18 protein-coding genes are annotated in these 18,509 nt (G+C 29.4%); 12 read left to right on the top strand and 6 right to left on the bottom strand.

Translation table 11 applies throughout. From position 1 onward, the window contains the following. Positions 1–187: 187 nt before the first annotated feature. The 4 genes from O6B72_RS04150 to O6B72_RS04135 all read right to left on the bottom strand — a co-directional run bounded on the left by O6B72_RS04150 (position 188) and on the right by O6B72_RS04135 (position 3,399). Positions 188–376, bottom strand: coding sequence for a hypothetical protein (locus O6B72_RS04150; protein WP_269492298.1), 189 nt, complete (start codon positions 374–376; stop codon positions 188–190). Positions 377–387: 11 nt separating this feature from the next. Further along, complete coding sequence (locus O6B72_RS04145; RefSeq protein ID WP_016647483.1) at positions 388–1,284, bottom strand: AAA family ATPase; 897 nt, start codon at positions 1,282–1,284, stop codon at positions 388–390. Between the two features lie 155 nt (positions 1,285–1,439). Beyond that, on the bottom strand, positions 1,440–3,236 hold the full coding sequence (locus tag O6B72_RS04140) for a Mu transposase C-terminal domain-containing protein (RefSeq protein ID WP_269492297.1): 1,797 nt from the start codon (positions 3,234–3,236) through the stop codon (positions 1,440–1,442). Next, a complete protein-coding gene (locus tag O6B72_RS04135) occupies positions 3,220–3,399 on the bottom strand; it encodes a hypothetical protein (RefSeq protein ID WP_114675049.1) in 180 nt (59 codons plus the stop codon). Before O6B72_RS04135 ends, O6B72_RS04140 begins: the two co-directional genes overlap by 17 nt. A gap of 89 nt (positions 3,400–3,488) precedes the next feature. Here O6B72_RS04135 and O6B72_RS04130 point away from each other — a divergent pair, with 89 nt between their 5' ends. Beyond that, positions 3,489–4,115, top strand: coding sequence for a hypothetical protein (locus O6B72_RS04130; protein WP_114675050.1), 627 nt, complete (start codon positions 3,489–3,491; stop codon positions 4,113–4,115). 282 nt (positions 4,116–4,397) lie between these two features. Then, the gene (locus O6B72_RS04125) at positions 4,398–5,099 is read left to right on the top strand and encodes an XRE family transcriptional regulator (protein ID WP_114675051.1); all 702 of its coding nucleotides are present in this window, start codon (positions 4,398–4,400) and stop codon (positions 5,097–5,099) included. A 513-nt stretch (positions 5,100–5,612) separates the two neighbouring features. Here O6B72_RS04125 and cmoB read toward each other — a convergent pair. After that, complete coding sequence (cmoB, locus tag O6B72_RS04120; protein WP_269492296.1) at positions 5,613–6,521, bottom strand: tRNA 5-methoxyuridine(34)/uridine 5-oxyacetic acid(34) synthase CmoB; 909 nt, start codon at positions 6,519–6,521, stop codon at positions 5,613–5,615. A gap of 60 nt (positions 6,522–6,581) precedes the next feature. Here cmoB and O6B72_RS04115 point away from each other — a divergent pair, with 60 nt between their 5' ends. Further along, positions 6,582–7,862, top strand: coding sequence for a zinc-binding metallopeptidase family protein (locus O6B72_RS04115; RefSeq protein WP_269492295.1), 1,281 nt, complete (start codon positions 6,582–6,584; stop codon positions 7,860–7,862). A gap of 70 nt (positions 7,863–7,932) precedes the next feature. Next, positions 7,933–8,460, top strand: coding sequence for a hypothetical protein (locus tag O6B72_RS04110; protein ID WP_269492294.1), 528 nt, complete (start codon positions 7,933–7,935; stop codon positions 8,458–8,460). Between the two features lie 9 nt (positions 8,461–8,469). On the opposite strand, the gene O6B72_RS04105 is transcribed toward O6B72_RS04110, so the two are convergent. Next, entirely contained in the window at positions 8,470–9,102 is a 633-nt protein-coding gene (locus tag O6B72_RS04105; protein WP_269492302.1) for an endonuclease III domain-containing protein, read from the bottom strand. A gap of 90 nt (positions 9,103–9,192) precedes the next feature. On the opposite strand from O6B72_RS04105, the gene O6B72_RS04100 reads away from it, so the two are divergent. The 8 genes from O6B72_RS04100 to O6B72_RS04065 are packed head-to-tail and all read left to right on the top strand — an operon-like array spanning position 9,193 to position 18,370. Continuing rightward, positions 9,193–10,014, top strand: a complete 822-nt coding sequence (locus O6B72_RS04100; protein ID WP_269492293.1) for a peptidylprolyl isomerase — start codon at positions 9,193–9,195, stop codon at positions 10,012–10,014. A gap of 9 nt (positions 10,015–10,023) precedes the next feature. Then, a complete protein-coding gene (gene fbaA / locus O6B72_RS04095) occupies positions 10,024–11,088 on the top strand; it encodes a class II fructose-bisphosphate aldolase (protein WP_269492292.1) in 1,065 nt (354 codons plus the stop codon). An 8-nt stretch (positions 11,089–11,096) separates the two neighbouring features. Continuing rightward, on the top strand, positions 11,097–12,377 hold the full coding sequence (locus O6B72_RS04090; RefSeq protein ID WP_269492291.1) for a MotA/TolQ/ExbB proton channel family protein: 1,281 nt from the start codon (positions 11,097–11,099) through the stop codon (positions 12,375–12,377). Positions 12,378–12,390: 13 nt separating this feature from the next. Continuing rightward, positions 12,391–13,431, top strand: coding sequence for an OmpA family protein (locus O6B72_RS04085; RefSeq protein WP_258299393.1), 1,041 nt, complete (start codon positions 12,391–12,393; stop codon positions 13,429–13,431). Next, positions 13,421–14,284 carry a 1-aminocyclopropane-1-carboxylate deaminase gene (locus tag O6B72_RS04080; protein WP_258299392.1) on the top strand — a complete coding sequence of 288 codons (864 nt, stop codon included), beginning with the start codon at positions 13,421–13,423 and terminating at the stop codon, positions 14,282–14,284. The genes O6B72_RS04085 and O6B72_RS04080 overlap by 11 nt, the downstream gene beginning before the upstream one ends. Next, on the top strand, positions 14,281–15,564 hold the full coding sequence (gene hisD, locus O6B72_RS04075; RefSeq protein WP_258299391.1) for a histidinol dehydrogenase: 1,284 nt from the start codon (positions 14,281–14,283) through the stop codon (positions 15,562–15,564). The genes O6B72_RS04080 and hisD overlap by 4 nt, the downstream gene beginning before the upstream one ends. Before the next feature lie 16 nt (positions 15,565–15,580). Continuing rightward, entirely contained in the window at positions 15,581–17,131 is a 1,551-nt protein-coding gene (locus O6B72_RS04070; RefSeq protein ID WP_269492290.1) for a class I SAM-dependent methyltransferase, read from the top strand. Positions 17,132–17,152: 21 nt separating this feature from the next. Further along, on the top strand, positions 17,153–18,370 hold the full coding sequence (locus O6B72_RS04065) for a PstS family phosphate ABC transporter substrate-binding protein (RefSeq protein ID WP_269492288.1): 1,218 nt from the start codon (positions 17,153–17,155) through the stop codon (positions 18,368–18,370). The last annotated feature ends 139 nt before the right edge of the window (positions 18,371–18,509 follow it).

The following is an 18,509-nucleotide window of genomic DNA, read 5'->3' as shown; positions in this document are numbered from 1 at the left end:
ATCGAAAGTTTCAGCAACTGCTTTTACAATCCCTGCAAGTTCAGCCACAAGCTGACCAAGGTTTCCGTTTATTTCTAATTCATTTTTTTTGCTATCTGCAAATATCATAATTTACTCCTTTAAATTTAACTCTTATGTCAGATACATTCAGTATTCTTGACTTATTTTGCACATTTACATACATTTTTTACCTCCACACCCTACCAAGCCCAAAAACAAATGTTGATTTTAAATTTTGTGGCTTTAAAGGCTTGTTTATTGGCTCTTTTTCATAACTTTTAAAGCCACTTTTCTTACCAACTATATTTCCACTTTTATTAAACCAAACATTAAAACCAAACTCTTTAAATTTGGCTATAATTTCTTCTTTACTCATAACTTAACTCCTTAAATATTTCTTGGTAAAACTTCATCTATTTTTGAAATATTGCCTTTATAAATTTCAACTAAATCATCTAAAGCGTATTTAACCTCTCTTAGATTTTTGCACCTTTTCCATATCTTTAAAGCCGTTTTTTCATCTATTTTTTTGCCATTTTCTTCAAAAAGCATCATCACCTCATTTTCATTAAAGCTCATAAGTGGCTTATGAGTGTTTCTTATCCTGGTTATAACTTGCTCGTGGCTTTTTAAAATTTGCTTTTGTAAATTCTCAGTTCCTACTAGGATAATTGGAGAGTTTGTCTCATCTTGGATATGGCGAATTTGTTCTAAACTTATGGTGCTTATAAAGTTTGCCTCATCTATGATTATCACTCTATCACTTCCTTTTAGGGTGTCTTTTATCGCACTCATTAGATGAGCTGTGCCTAGTCTTTTAGGCTCTGCACCGATTTTTTCTGCTATGCTTTCAAGGAGCTCTTTTTTACTCATTCCAGCATAGGCAGTTACTAAAATAGCTTGAGGAAGCTTTTTAATTAAAGCATTTATAGCTGTTGTTTTTCCTGTGCCACTTTTTCCTATGATTTTTAATAAAGCTCTTTGCTTTATAGCTTTAATAACACTTGCCATTATTATGATAGTATTTGTAAATGGTAAAATCTTATCATTTTTACAAATTTCATCATACTGGTTTGATATATCAAGCCTTTTTGAGTTAAAGAAATCTACTATTTTTTTCTCAGCTACAGCCTTACTCTCACTACTTAAATCATAATCCCCCCAGCCATTAAACGCCATTGAAACATAGGCTTGGTTCATTTTAAGAAGTGCTCCTAACTTTCTAAAACTTCCACCATTTTTCTCATACTCTGCGTAAGCTTGTTTGGTTGCTTCATCTATCATTTTAAACTCCTAAATTTTTTATAAACCTCATATTTTTTCAAATACCAGCAAAGAGGCAACCCTTGGGGCTGTTCTTTTGACTTTGAGCTGGTATTTGCGATCCAAATGTTTAAACACTTTTTAAAAGCCTTTTAAAAGACCTTTAAGAAGTGGTTTTATCCCACAAACTCTTTTAAAACTTCATTTATATCAGGTAGATAAATCTCGCCACTACTACTATCTTCATCTTCTACTTTTTTCGCCGCACTTTCTTTCTTAATCACACTATTTTTAGCTTTCATTTTCTCATCTAAGTTTTGTTTAGCAACTTCTTTATAGTAAGCATCTTTTTCATCTCTTAAAGACTTGATATAGTTTTTTGTAGGAGTTATATGAGTTTTTTGATACTCTTTTTTAGCTTTTTTAACCTCTTCGGCGGTTATGTTTTTAACTTCGCTATGGACTATCTCACATATAAACTCACCTTTATGATAAACATAGACTTTTGATGCATCATCAATGTCTTCTATCACTTCCACACTGTCACCGATTTTCAGGTGTTTATAAAGCTCAAGGCTTTGATAAGTGATACTGTTTATACTTATGCCACTAGCACTAAGCACTCTTTGATAAGCCTTGCCAAAAAGCCTTTCATCAAACCACGCCCTATCTACATTTTTACTAAATCCATATTTCTTATCGCACCAGCTATCTATCATGCTTTGCATTTCATCTTTGGTTAGTAAATTTTTAATATTTGTTTTAACCCCACTTAGTCTTTTGCTTTTTTCCAAAGCTTCGTTTTCCTTTTTTATCCTATGTCCTGCATTGTGTCCTATAAATCCAGACAAACCTTCAAAGAAATTTTGCATTACTCCATGACTTCTTTCAATCACACCTTTTTGATAGCCTTTAAACGGAGCTGCTGCAATGTAAGATACCCCAAGCCTTGCTAAAACCCCTTGAAAATGCGTCCCTACATAGTCCTTTCCGTTATCGCCCTTAATGTAACCTGGACGACCCATTTTTATAAAAGCTTTTTTTAAAAGACGCACATTTGCGTATGAATTTGGTGAATCTGCTAACTCATAAACTCTTTTTCCACTTTTTGCATCAACTATGCCAATGGCTTCATATCTTTGAGGCTCACCCTTTTCATTTAAGCACATAAAATCAAAGCTTGTAGCATCTATTTGCCACTCTTCATTTTCCATTAGATAATCTCTTTTTACACTTAAATTCATATCAGTTAGCCCATCAAGTCCACCCCTTAGGAAATTTCTTATATCAGCATCTTTTTTAATTAGGCTGTTTGCATGGCGGTAAAATGTGCTTTTAGAAATGTCAGCTTCTAGGTTGAAAGCGTTAAACTCTAAGTTGTTTGTAAGGCAAAAGCGGCGGACATACTCCATCCACCAGCTACTTTTATGAGCATTTCCTATGCTTAAAATAGCTTGTTTTATTAGGATAAGATCTGCTTTTATCCTTTTACCACGCCTATCTTTGATCTCTTTTATACCGCCATTTTCAAACTCTTTTAACCATCTATATATGTTTTTATCACTTACGCCAAAAAACTTTTTTGCTTTTTTTACAGAGTATTTTTTCGAATAAGCAATAACTTCTAATTTTTGATTTTCATTTAAGGTTTTTAGGTGGGAGAATTTTGCATTACCTGCTGCCAAGTCTCGTTCCACATTAACGATGTCACCTAAATTTTCACGAGCTTTTGCACCCACGCCACTGCTGAGCGCTTCGTCGCCACCATTACCGTCTAATTGAGTGTCATCTATCCAAATTTGGAGGGTTTTACCTGAGCTACCACCGACACCAGTTACATATTTAAAGTCTAAAATATTAGACTTTAAAGAGCAAAATTTTTTGCCTTTTTTTGATGCTCTATTGATTGATTTAACTAGAGTGCCGTATTTAATATCCAAAATTTCAGCTGCTTCTTTACTGCTTAGCCACATAATTATCTACTCTTATCCCATCTTTTTGAAGTATTTTTTTAGCTCTTTTGCTTACATAGCCCTTGTATAAGCTACTAAGACTAAGTTTGTTTATCTCACAATAAGCTCTTAAATCATACTTTGTCTTTTGCTTAACTGCTCTTGCGAGTGTAGTGTTTTTCATCAAGTTCCCTTTCTTAAATTTCATTGTTAAGTTGGAAATATAAAATTCTTAGCTATAATTTTTATAAAACTTTATAACTAAGGATTCTTATGGATAACGCCAAAGTTGTTTTTGTATGCCCAAAATGTAAAAAAATAACCGAAGTTCTTATAATTTCGGTTAAGCAAGATGAATTTATTTGTGCCAACTGTAAAGAAGTTTATTATGCTAGCAAACTCCCAAGATTAGCACTAAAAATCATAAATGAACTTGGCAAACTTTTTAAAAAACACGCCAAATACAACTCATATACCCAGATAGAATTTGAAAGAGATTTTATGATTAAAGATGATACGCAAGATTTTTTCATCCAAGCTCTAAAAGAGTTCAAAGAGCAAGATGAATATAGCAGGCTTTTACCTAGGTTTCAAATTCTTGCATATCAGTTTAAGTGCATAAATACCTCAACCAGAATGCTTTTGCACGATGACTCTATACTTTACCCATATAATTACGCCATACCAGCAAGTTATAACTTTTCTTACACTTACAATGAGGTTTTAGATAAGCCATACCTTAAAGCCTCTTATAAAAGCCTTCCTGCTTACAAAGATGACGAATTTCTTGGATTATATCTGTTTGATTATGCAAATTTAATTTATTATACAAAGCTTTATAACGCATATTTAAGAGCATTTTCTCAAACTCACAAAACTTTTGCTTATCTTTTGAACTAAAACTTTGCAAACTCATAGATAGTATGTTGTCGCATTCGGTAATGATGTCTTTTGAATAACCCTTTTTGTCAAGAATGCACAAAATTCTTTCTATTGATTTTTTTAATCCATGCTTTTCAATTTGCTCAGCAAATGTATCTTGTCTCATATCTTACCTTTCAATCCAACTTAACACTAAAATTTTAAATATCACATTAAGTCCAAAATTTAAAAAATTTCGGTATCATTTCTTAATAAGTTTAGAAATTATAGTCTAAAAAATTAAACTTGTCAAGGTAAAAAATGGATTTAGCTCAAAAGATTAAACTTTTAAGAAGTAAAAAAGAATGGACGCAAGAAGATTTAGCAAATTTTTCTGGTGTTTCATTACAAAGTATAAAAAGATATGAAACCGGTAAGGGCAATAATATTACAACTATAAATTTAAAAAAAATAGCAGATGCATTCAATATAGAGCCTATAAATTTATTGTCTAGCAATATGTCTAGCAATATTGTCCAGCAAACTGATAAATTGTCTAGCAATGTGTCGTCAATAGATAAAAAAAGTGTCGTTACTCCCCCAAACCTTAAAATGTCACAGGACAACTTTTCCGTCCCATATTTTGATGATGTCTATGCAAGCGCGGGAGGCGGCTACATAAACGAAGAAAACCCGCCTAGAATGATTGAATTCTCCAAGTCCTTTTTGCGCGATTATCTGGGAACTGTCGAGTTTTCAAGGCTTAATGTCATCAAAAGCAAAGGCGACAGTATGGAGCCTACAATTCCAAAAAACGCACTTTTATTTATTCGTCTTGGAGATGTCAAGGAAGGTCAAATCTGCGTAGCTAGAATAGAAGACGAGCTCTATGTCAAAAGGCTTCAAAAACGCCCTGTTATCAAGCTTTTAAGCGACAACCCAGACTACGACCCTATAACTTTACACGAAGATGAAGACTTTGAACTAATAGGCACTGTGCTAGGATATATAAAAAGGTTTTAAAATGCATATTGTGTGACATTTCTGTCAAAATTTTGTAAAAATTGTCAAATTTATGTAAAGCTTAAAAATTCCTATTAAAATGAGAAAAACACCCAAAAAACACCCTTAATATCGCACTCCTAAACACTTCACTATTTTTTCTCTTTTTCTCATTTCATACAACATTTTACAAATTTGAAAAATTAAACTTAACTCATAATATAAAATATTTATATGAAGAATTCCTAAAACACTTAGATTCCAGCTTTGATAAATTTTACTTATCGCTAGAACTACAAGAGCAACTTAAAACATATAAAGAAAACTTAAAAAATCTTACCAGTTATATTATTGATATGGATAATAGTGGCTTTGCGTTTAGATACTGTTTTGATAATAAAAGTAGCAATAAACAGCCACTAGTTGATAATAATATAAGGATAAATCTAGGCGACTTAATTAAAAATTGGGAAGGTGTAAAGACAATTTTAAATTTTTCCATATTTGTTTATGAAGACTTAATTAGAGATTTAGCTAAACCCTAGCTCTAACATAAACTCTTTTAGGTGCTGGATAGCCTTCGATAGTTTTAGAGCTATCGTTTGGATCTAAAAAATCACCAAGGCTTTCACCGTCTATCCACTCAGTTTTTCTTTGTTCGTTTAAATATGTTGTTTTTGTAGTAAGTACTTCAAAATCTTTAAATTTAGCTTTTTCAAACCAATTTTGTAAAGCCTTAATAGTTGGGATAAAATAAACATTGCTCATCTTGGAATAGCTATTTTTTGGCACCAAAGCAAATTCGCCATCCATTTCTAAATACATTGTATCTAAAAAAATCTCTCCGTTTTTATTTAAAGAAAGTTTTATATCTTTTAACATTTTTACTGGATCACTTCTATGATAAATTACTCCAAGGCAAAATAAAGTATCAAATTTATGCTCATAAAAGGGCAGATGTTCTACGCCTAAAAGCTCATATTTAATATTGCTTTTTATAAATTTATTTAAAAACTCAAATTGTAAAAAAGTTCTAATACTTGGATCAAATCCCACAAGTTTTGATGCGTCCATTTCAAGCATTTTAAAAAGATAATATCCGTTATTGCATCCAATATCACCAACAACTTTATCTTTTAAATTTAAAAATGGTAATAAATTATTAAATTTAATAAAACTTTGCCACTCACTATCTATAAAAATTTCATCAAATTTATTATGAATTTTAAAAGGACCTTTTCGCCATGGTTTAAGTGTAAGAGCTATTTGTAAAATTTCATCTAAATTTACTTTTTCATCTAAAATTTCAATATTAATAATATCTTCAAATTTACATTTTATATCAAAATCAGTATTTAAATTTGAGATTTTTTCCCAAATATTTTTATAAATTTTTAAATCTAATTCTTTAAATTTGCTTGCTCGTATTTCGTCTAAATTCATCATTAAATCCTAAATAAATTAGGGTATAATATCTTAATTTTTATTTAAAAGGACTAAAAAATGAAAAGTTATATGGAGTATTTTAAAGAAATTTGTAAAATTCCTCACGGTAGTTTTGAAACAGACAAAATGAAAGAATATTTACTAAGACATTGTGAAAAAAATGGTTTTAAAGCAAGCGTTGATGAGGCTGGAAATATACATGCTTTTAAAGGAAACCCAAGAATTTGTTTGCAAAGTCACTATGACATGGTTTGTGTAGGTGATGCTCCAAATATTCAAACTTTTGAAAAAGATGGTTTTTTGATGGCAAAAAACTCAAGTCTTGGAGCCGATAATGGCATTGGAGTAGCTATAATGATGAGCATGATGGATAAATATGATAATTTTGAAGTTGTTTTTACTAACAATGAAGAAGTTGGACTTTGGGGTGTTGCAAGATTTAATGGAGTTATAAAAAGTCCAAATTTATTAAATTTAGATAGCGAAGAAGATGATAAAGTATCAATTGGGTGTGCAGGAAGCGTTGATATGTATGCATTTAGAAATTTAGAAAAAATAGATTGCAATGGATTTTTATATGAGTTGAAAATAGATGATAATGATAAATTTCCAGGTGGACATAGTGGCATACAAATACATGAAAATATCCCAAACGCTATTAAATCCATGGCTAGATTTATAAAAGAAAATGATGGTAAAATAGCCTATTTTAACGGCGGAGAAAGAAGAAATTCAATTGCTGCAAAAGTAGATGCAAAAGTTATATTTTCTAACGAGTTAAGAGAAATTCCAAATTTTATAAAAGCTAAGTTTATGGGTAAAAAAGAGAGTAAAATTTATAAATTTAGTGATGAGCTTTTAAATATGCTTTGTATTTTCTCACAAGGAGTAAGGGCTTTTAATACAGAAGTTAATACTCCAGAGGATAGTATAAATCTCTCAACCGCAAAAGAAGTAGATAATAAATTCGAAGTTTTATTTTTTGCAAGATCAATGAGCGCAAAAGGACTTGAAAACTCCAAATTTGAAACCTTAACTTTGGCAAAAAGTTTTAATTTCGACATAAGAACTGAAAATCAAACTACTCCTTGGAGGCCTGAAATCAACGAATTTGCTAAATTTATTTTAAAAAATATGCAAAAATATAATAAAAAAGCAAAATTTGTAGCTGTTCATGCTGGGCTTGAATGTGGAGTTTTTCTAGCAAAACAAAGTGATTTAAAAGTTGCTTCTATTGGACCAAATATTTTTGCTCCACATAGCATAAATGAAAAACTAGAAATAAAATCTGCTGATTTAATCTATAAAGCGGTTGATGAAATTGTAAAAAATGCATGAAAATGAACAAAATTTAATCATTTTTTTAATCAAAGGAGTTTTAAAACTCCTTTTGTATTTTTTTGTCTCAGTGATTATTTTATTGTTTGCATTGGTAGTTTATTCTTCTTTATCAATAAGTGGAAAATCCCAAAAATCAAGCGTAGATTATTTTTATAAAAACGAAGTTGAAATTTATAATTTTGTAAATTTATATAAAAATATCGCAGAAAAAAATCAAATTTTAGACATAGAGTTCAGTAGAGACTATTCAAAAGTCCAAAGGCTTGTTGTTGGCGATGCAAATGGCACACACTATTATTATGATGATAAAATATCAAAAGAACTATTAAGTAAATATTTTAGCGATAAGGATTTGGAGTTAATTAAGAAAGAGTTAAAATCGCTAGATTATTTAAGTGTTGGCAAATTTGGAAATAGAATTAGTTTTATAATAAGTAGATTTTTTATTGGTGCAAAAATTTTAAATATTTATGATGAGTCTTTTGCGGCTAGTGAACTTGAAAATATCAAAAAAGATATGGATTGCTACTTGGTAAAAGATAAAGTTATAATTGAAAGTGATCAAGGTGCAACTGGCGGAGGTTGTTACTTTTAAAGAGTCTTGTTATAAAATCTTATCTTTGCTTTTACAAATTTCATTTAAAAAGCACTCTTTGCAATTTGGTTTAACCGCTTTACAGGTATATCTTCCAAATAACACCATTGCTTGATGAAGGTAGTTAAGCTCAGTTTTAAAAGCTTTTACTAGGTCGATTTCAGTAAGCTCTGGAGTTTTTGCCTGGCTTAAATCAAGTCTATGCGAAACTCTAAAAACATGCGTGTCAACCGCCATTAAATTTTCACCTTTGAACTCTATTAAAACAACATTTGCTGTTTTTTGCCCAATTCCAGCCAAACTCATTAGATCTTTTTTATCTAGTGGAATTTTTCCACCAAAATTTTCCATAACAGATTTTGCCATTTTTATTAAATTTTCGGCCTTATTGTTAAAAAAACTACATGAGTTTATAAGAAGCTTGAGTGAGTTTAAATTTGCTTTTGATAAAGACTTGATATCTGGAAATTCACTAAATAAAGCAGGTGTTATTAAATTTACTCTTTTGTCGGTGCATTGTGCTGATAGCATAACGCAAACTACCAGCTCATAAAGATTTTTAAATTTAAGTTCTGTAACTGGTTTATTAAAATGCTTTAAAAATAACTCTTTTATTAAATTTATCTCTTTTTTGGTTCTCATTCCAAAGATTTTAGCCGAAATTTTACAAAAATTCAACATTTCTTTACTATTACTAGATATAATAATTTAATTTTTTAAGAAAGGTTTTATATGAAAAAAGTTTTATTTACAGCTTTGAGCCTAGCAGTAGCTATGAGTTTAAACGCTAAAGTTTTTGCAACAGTTGATGGAAAGGACATCACTGATGTTGATCTTGCACCTATGCTTGCAGGAATGCCAGGAGTTAATTTTGAAACTCTTCCAGCTGAGATTCAAAATCAAGTAATTGATAGAGCAATTGATTTAAGAGTATTAATCAATGAGGCTAAAAAAAGTGGTATTGAAAAAGATGAGCTTTATAAAAAGCAGCTTGAAATTGTAAAAGATGATATTGCTTTAAGAGCTTGGCAAGCAAAAGAGCTTAACAACACAAAAGTAAGCGATAAAGAAATAGAAGATTTTTATAATAAAAATAAAGATAAATTTATTGAGCCAGCAGCTATTGCAGCTAGCCATATTTTAGTTGAAAAAGAAGATGATGCTAAAAAAATAATAGCTGATTTAAGTAAGCTAAAAGGTGATGCGTTAAAGAAAAAATTTGCTGAAATTGCAAAAGAAAAAAGTCTTGATCCAAGTGGTAAACAAAATGGTGGAGATTTAGGATACTTTGTAAAAGAGCAAATGGTTCCTGAGTTTGGTGAAGCAGCTGATAAACTTAAAAAAGGTGAGCTTACTAAAACTCCTGTAAAAACTCAATTTGGCTATCACGTAATACTTAAAAATGATGCAAAAGATACAAAACAACTTGGTCTAGCTGAAGTTAAAGATTATATTAAAAGCATTGTAAAACAAGAAAAATTTCAAGCAGATTTTGAGAAAAAAGTAAAAGATTTAAAATCAAAAGCAAAAATTGAATATAAAAATAAAAAATAAGGATTTTAAATGGGTGTTTTAGATGTTGTAAATGCAGGTGTTTTAGGTGGCGATGAAGCGATTAAGCTTTATAATTACGCTAAAAGTGAGGGATTTGCTATACCAGCTGTTAATGTAGTTGGAACAAATTCTATAAATGCAGTTTTAGAAAGCGCAAAAAAAGTCAATTCACCCGTAATAGTCCAGTTTTCAAATGGTGGAGCAGGTTTTGTGGCAGGAAAAACCTGCCAAGAAGCCGATGTTTTGGGGGCAATCAGTGGAGCAAGACATGTTCATCTGCTAGCAAAACATTATGGCATTCCTGTGATTTTACATACTGATCATGCTGCTAGAAAACTTCTTCCTTGGATTGATTGTTTAATTGAAGCTAGTAGAGAAAATATTAAGCTTTTTAAAAAACCACTTTTTACTTCTCATATGCTTGATTTAAGTGTTGAGAGTTTGGATGAAAATTTAAGTACTTGTGAGCAGTATCTTAAAACTCTAAGTGAATTAGACATAGCTTTGGAAATTGAGCTTGGAGTAACTGGTGGAGAAGAAGATGGTGTTGATAATACAAATGTTGATAATGCACTTTTATATACTCAGCCAAAAGATGTTGCTCAAGCATTTGAAAGACTTGGTAAAATAAGTGATAAATTTACAATTGCAGCAAGTTTTGGTAATGTTCACGGTGTATATAAACCAGGTAATGTTGTTCTAAGACCTGAAATTTTAAAAAATTCCCAAAAATTTGTAAAGGAAAAATTTAATACAAAATGCGATAAGCCGGTAAATTTTGTATTTCATGGCGGTAGTGGAAGTGATATAAAAGATATAAAAGATGCCGTAAGCTATGGTGTTATAAAAATGAATATCGACACAGATACACAATGGGCTTTTTGGGATGGTGTTAGAGAATATGAACTTAAAAATAGAGATTATCTACAAGGGCAAATCGGAAATCCAGAAGGTGAACATAGCCCAAATAAAAAATATTACGATCCTAGAAAATGGTTAAGAGCTGGTGAGGAAAGTATGGTAAAAAGATTAATGGAAGCCTTTGAAGATTTAAATTGTATAAATAAAAATTAAGGTAAAATATGGAAAGTAAAAATGAAATATCTGATGAGTTTAGTCTATTAAAAGAGTCTAAAAGATCTCTTCTTGGGGTTTATATAAAAATAGTTTTTATTCCTGTTTTAGTGTTTTTGATTTTTTTATCAGGATATCTAAATTATATAAGCTTAAAAGTGGAATTTCACTCTATCATTATGCTCGGATTTTTACTTTTCATAGCTTTGATTTTTGCAAGGCATAATGCAGAATATGGATGTTGCTTATTTGAAAGCAGAAGTGATATTTTTAAAGATGAGCTTAAAAAATACATAATGAGCCATTTAACAATTATTGGAAATAGTAAAAAATCAAATTCTTCCTTTGAGTTATTTAGTGATAATTTTACAAATAATTTAAGAAATGAAAACTACGCTTCAGTTGCAGCCGGTGTTTTTCCTATGCTTGGAATTTTAGGAACTTTTATAAGTATAGCCATCTCAATGCCACATTTTTCGTCAACTAATATAAACTCACTTGAAGCAGAAATAGCTCAGCTTTTAGGAGGAGTTGGAACAGCTTTTTATGTTTCTATTTATGGTATATTTTTGGCTTTGTGGTGGATATATTTTGAAAAAAAAGGCTTAAGTAGATTTGAAAGTATTGTTTATAAATACAAAAGTGTGACTAAGAATTTCTTTTGGGAAAAGGACGAAATCTCGCAAAGTCTTATGAGTGAAATACTAAATCAAAATGAAAAAGTTGCAAATAGTTTTGAAACTGTTTTTAATACCGAATTTACTAAAAATTTACGCATCGCTATGAAAGAAAATTTTCATACATTTGAAGAAATGCTTGAAATGCAAAAAAACTCTTTAAAAATAACTTCATCAAGTTTAAATGAGACAATCTCATTGTTTACTAACATAAGTGAAATTTCAAAAAATCTTAATAAAGACTTTGAAAAGATGTTAAACTCATTTTCTAAATTAGTTGATGATACAAATGAAATTTATGTAAATTTATCAATACAATTTGAAAAGCTTTTATCATTTAACGACAAAAGGGATACAAATTTGCAAGATTTAGCTGATAAGCTTATTTATGGCTTAGAAGAGTTTAAGACTAGTTTGGAAAATTTTAACAAAAACATTTTAAACGAGCAAAATGAAACACAAAATATGTTCAAACAAAGTGTGATAAAAAGCGTTGATGAAATAAAAAAAGTTGTCGATAGCTTAAAGAAAGAAAAAAATACTAATGCAAATATTATAGAAGAACTTAAGATTTCACTTGATAATGTAGAAAGAAAAGATTCTAAAAAGTAAAAAAAGAAAAAAGATGAAAATAAAAAAAGAGCAAAATGATACTTTTTGGATAGCATATGCTGATCTTATGGCTGGGCTTTTATTCGTTTTTATACTTTTAATAGGCGGAATTATTGTAAAATATGTTTTAACTCAAAGTAGTCTTAAAGAAAAAGAAGCTGATTTTTTAAGTACTCTTGCGAGTTTAAAAAGTCAAGAGCAAAAAAACTCAGAGCTTGAGGAATTAAATAAAATTTTTAGCAATAGGCTAAATGAGCTTGATATAGAAACTAATAAATTAAAAGAAAAGAACTCATTTTTTATAGTTGAGATGGAAAGCCTTAAAAAAGTTGTTGATAGCCTAAAAGATGAAAAATCTGATCTTAACGCAACTCTTCATCAGATTTATGGAGATTATGAAAAAGAGCGTGATTTAAATAAAGATTTAAATAATACTTTAAATGAAAATGAGCTTAAAATAGCTTATTTAATGGAGCAAATTTCATCAAAAGATGCAAGTATTAATAAAATTTTGAATGATTTGAATATTACAAAAAATCGTATAAAAAATTTAAGCGGGATTAGCGTAAGAGTTATAGCCGATATTAAAGAAAAGCTTGGAAATAGTGTAAGCATCGACCCAAATACTGGAGCTTTAAGACTATCATCATCGGTTTTATTTGATAAAGGATCATATGCTTTAAAAGATGAGGCAAAAGAAAGTCTTAAAAACACACTAAGCAAATATTTCGAAGTTTTAATGCAAAACGATGAAATTAGAGAAAATTTAGACACAATTATCATCGAAGGACACACAGATAGTGATGGAAGTTATCTTTTTAATCTTGAACTTTCTCAGCTTAGAGCATTTTCGGTTATGGAGTTTATAGCTTCTTGGAATGAAGATGAAAGACTAAAAAAATATCTTTTAGCAAGTGGAAGAAGTTTTATGTCTCCGGTAATGAAAGATGGTGTTGAAGATAAAGATGCAAGTAGAAGAATTGAGATAAAATTTGTATTATCTAATAAAAATACAATTAATGAAATTCAAAAGATTTTAGAATATGAAAATTGAAAAGGTAAAATTTAAAAATTTAGATTTTTTTTTACTTAGAGATGATTTGCTTGGACGTGATTTATGTGATGAATTTAACGGTAATAAAGCAAGAAAATTAGATTATTTTTTACATGCGGATTTAACCAATTATGATACAATTGTTTCAAATGGCTCCTCTCAGTCAAATGCAATGTATTCACTTTCTGTTTTTGCAAAACTTAAAGGATTGAAGTTTAAATATGTGATAAGTTATTTAAACTCAAATTTAGCTAAAAATCCAGTTGGAAATTTTAAGTTTGCACTAGAAAATGGGATGGAGTACTTTATATCACCAAATCGCCGTGATTTTGCTCTTAGTTTAGTTGATAAAAAAACTATCTTTATCGAAGAGGGAGTTGCTCAAAAAGAGGCAGAAATTGGCTTTATTTCCCAAGCCAAAGATATAAGTCAATTTGTTAAAAATAATGATATTAAATTTGATATTTTTCTTCCTAGTGGAACTGGAACAAGTGCAGGATATTTAGCAAAAAATAGTGAGTTTAATATCTTTACATGCCCATGTGTTGGGGATAAGGAGTATCTTAAAAAACAGCTTGAAAATTTAAATTTGGGAAATTTAAAAAACCTATTTATTTTAAATCCTCCAAAAAAGTATCACTTTGCAAAGCCGAAAAAAGAGCTTTTTAAAATTTATAAAGAACTTTTTAATGAAACTGGTATAGAATTTGATCTTGTTTATGATCCAGTTGGTTTTTTAACGGTTTTATCAAATTTAAATGAGTTTAAAAATCCGCTTTTATACATTCATCAAGGCGGAATTTTAGGAAATATTTCACAAATAGAAAGATATCAATACAAAGGATTGTTATGAAATTTTTAAACAGTATAGATAAAGATTTTGATTTTGAGTTTAATAAACTTATAAATAGATCAAATTTGGATATGGATAGTGTTGAGGCAATAGTTAAAAATATCATCAACGAGGTAAAAACTAATGGTGATAATGCTTTGAAAGAGCAAATTTTAAAATTTGACAAATGGGAAGTAAAAAATAATCTTAAAATTACACAAGAAAGTATGAAAAAAGCCTATGATGACTTAGATGATAATATGAAAAATACTCTTGTAAAAGCTAAAAATAGGATTATGACATATCATGAAAAACAACTCGAGAGATCTTGGCTTAATTTTGAAAACGATGGCTCTATTTTAGGCCAAAAAATCACACCTGTCGATAGAGCTGGTCTTTATATACCTGGAGGAAAGGCAGCATATCCAAGCTCGCTTTTGATGAACGCAATCCCAGCTATTGTAGCTGGTGTTAAAGAAATAGTAGTTTGCACACCAGCAGTTGGTGGAAAAGTAAATGAACTTTTGCTTGCTGCAATGTACTTGCTTGATATAAAAGAAGCTTTTAAAGTTGGTGGTGCAAGTGCGATTGGGGCGATGGCTTATGGTACAAAATCTGTTCCAAAAGTCGATGTTATAACTGGTCCTGGAAATATCTTTGTTGCAACTGCGAAAAAACTTGTTTTTGGTGATGTAAATATTGATATGATAGCAGGACCAAGTGAGATAGGAGTTATTGCAGATGATAGCTCAGATCCACATTTAGTGGCTATAGATATGCTTTCTCAAGCTGAACATGACGAACTTGCAAGTAGTTTTTTAGTAACAAATTCTATGAATTTAGCTCAAAAAGTTAAAAATGAAATCTATGAAATTTTACCAAATTTAAAGAGATATGAAATTGCTAAAAAAAGCATTGAGCAAAAAGCTGCTATCATAGTAGCAAAAAATAAGTGCGAAGTCATAAAATTAATAAATGATTTGGCAGTTGAACATTTAGAAATTCAAACAACTGATGCGAATAGTTATTTGCCATATATAAGACACGCTGGAGCGATATTTTTAGGACACTTTACACCTGAGGCTATAGGTGATTATGCGGCTGGACCAAACCATACTTTACCAACTGGTGGAAGTGCCAGATTTTTCTCTCCTCTTGGGGTATATAATTTCTTAAAAAGAAGTTCAATAATTTCAATGAGTGAAAAAGGCTTTAATGAAATTTCAGAAATTTGCATGAGCTTAGCCGAAGCTGAGGGCTTAGAAGCTCACAAGCTATCAGTTAAAAAAAGACTAAAATAAGGAAGAAAAAAAGACTATGCAAGATGTTAAAAAATCATATGATGATGTGCCTTATATGTCAAAAGTTTATAAAGAAAGTTTACCTGAAAATTCATATCTAGCAGGACTTTTATACGGTTTAAAGATGTCAGAAATAGGTTCTGCTAGAGTTTTAGAGTTAGCATGTTCAATGGGTGGAAATATCATACCTTTTGCATTAAATCATAAAAATGCAAAAGTTGTAGGTGTAGATATTTCAAGCATTCATATTCAAAAAGCTAAAAATTTAGCAAATGAATTAAATATTACAAATATAGAATTTTATGAAAAAAATATTTTAGATATTGATAAAAGCTTTGGTGAGTTTGACTATATCATAGCTCATGGTGTTTATAGTTGGGTAAGTGATGATATAAAAGACAAAATTTTACAAATTTTTGATGAGTGTTTGGCACCAAATGGTGTTGCATATCTATCTTATAATACCTATCCTGGCTGGAAAGGAAAAGAAATTTTAAGAGATATTATGCTTTATAGAATGGAAGATAAAGAGCAAAATAATCCAGACTTAAAGCTTGAGCTTGGTTTTGATACTTTAGCTTTTCTTAAAAATAATTCAGTTCCAGGCATTGCAAAAACAGCTATTGATGAGTATTATGATGATTTAAAATTAAGAAGTAAAAGTTATATTTTACATGAGTATTTTGAAGAGACAAATAGGCCAAATTATTTTTATGAAGTTGTAAATAGTGCTAAAAAGCACAATTTAGAGTTTTTATCTGAAGCAAATTTTAAAAACTCTGTCTTTCCACCAATTGCAGATGAACTAAAAAAAGCTTTAAATAATGAATGTAAGGGCGATAGAGTTAGGTTTGAGCAATTTATTGATTTTATTACTGATGGGGTTTTTAGAAGAAGTCTGTTTGTAAAGAATGAGTTTTCAAAAAAAATAGATACAAATTTTAACATCAAATTTAAAGATTTAGATAGATTATTTGTAAGTGGAAATTTTAAATATGACATGGATAAAGAGTTATATGTAAATTTAAAAAGTGGTGCTTTTATGCCTAAAAATATGTTTGAGTTATTTGAAGAATTAAGCGCAATATATCCATCAAATTTAAATGTTGCTGAGTTTATGAAAGAGTATAGAAAAACTCATAGTGTTGATGATGTTAGTAGTTTTTATTTAAACTTAGCATATCTCATAATCTCAAAAGAGTTAGCGTTTAGTTTTGAAAAAGTAACTTTTGATAAAAGTATAAAAGAAAAACCAAAACTAAATACTATATTTTTAAAACTTTTAGATTTTACAAAAACAAATGGTCACACCACTGGGTTTTTCAATAAATTTTATGACAATATAGAAATTAACAAAGATGTAGATTATGATTTTTTACCTTTATTTGATGGAAAAAAAGATGAAAATGATCTTGTAAATGAGCTTATAAAACTTGAAAATAGTGGTAAATTTAAATTTATCCTAGAAGGAAGTCTTGTAAATTCTAAAAAAATGGTAAATTTAATGGCAAAAAGATATACAAAAGAAAAAATTGATACTCTGTTTAATATTGGTATTTTAGAGTAGGGTAGCAAAAAAGGCATAAATTTGATAAAACTTTTGATTTTAATAATTGCTGGAATTTTATCTTTTGGAATTTGTTTTATATTTTTTGGTCTTTATATTATTATTTATAGTAGTGGTGATTACGAAGGCATCGTTTATGCCTTAATTATTTTACTTATTTGGTTGTTTTTTATGAAATTTTTCTTTAACCTTCTAGATACTGGTAAAAACTATAAAAAACCACTTTTTATCTGCCTTTTAATTTCATTATCTTTTGGAGGTTATACATATTTTTTAGAAAAAGATCTGCATATAAAACAGGTTAATACTAGGATTAATTTAGATAAATTTGCTCCATTTATTGACTTTAATAATCCAAATTTAATGCATATTAACGAGCTAGACTTAAAAGAAAAAATAACTTTACACAATCCAAATTTGGCTTCTGTAAAAAGTGATTTTAAATTTGAAAATAATCCGCCATTAATTGATGGTGCAACTGCACTTTACCCAATTTATGCTGCTTTTGTTGAAAGCATTTATCCTTCTGATTTAAAATATTATCCTTGCCATGCCGAAGATAGTGTGGCAAAATGTTCAACTACAAATGGAGCGTATGAAAATTTAATCAATCAAAAAGTTGATATTATTTTTGTTGCAGGGGCTTCTAATGAACAGTTAAATTTGGCAAAAGATAAAAATGTTACTATGGAGTTTTTAGAAATTGGTAAAGAAGCTTTTGTCTTCTTTGTAAATTCAAAAAATAGTTTGGATAATTTAAGCGTTGATGAGGTTGTGAAAATTTATTCAGGCAAAATTACAAATTATAAAGAAGTTGGTGGAAAAAATGCTACAATTTTAGCATTTCAAAGAGATAAAAACTCAGGTTCTCAAACTATGCTTGAAAAGATAATGGCTGGTAAAAAGCTTATGCAAGCACCCGCTACAAATGTTGTTGGTGATATGGTTGGCATAGTTAAAAGTGTTGGAACTTATAAAAATTATAAAAACGCTTTAGGATTTTCATTTTTGTATTTTACTAAAGAAATGGTAAAAAGTTCAGATATAAAACTGCTTAAAATAAATGGAGTTTATCCAAACTCGCAAAACATTTTAAATGAAACTTATCCATTTGTTGGTAAATTTTACGCAGTAACACTAAAAGAAAATAAAAAAGAAAGTGTTAAAGAATTTTTAGAGTGGTTAAAAAGTAGTGAAGCAAAACTCATGATTCAAAAGACAGGCTACACTCCGCTATAAGGTTAAAAAATGACTTTTTTAATCATTATTTTATTTATAATTGTAGCTTTATTTTATTATTATATTTCTAAAAAACAAGATGATGAGCTTAGAAAGTAGCTCATTTTTTATCAAATTTGAATTTCAAATCTGATATAAT

The organism is Campylobacter ureolyticus (assembly GCF_027277485.1).
Taxonomy (GTDB): Bacteria; Campylobacterota; Campylobacteria; order Campylobacterales; family Campylobacteraceae; genus Campylobacter_B; species Campylobacter_B ureolyticus_B.
This window is presented reverse-complemented; position numbering and strand designations above follow the sequence as displayed.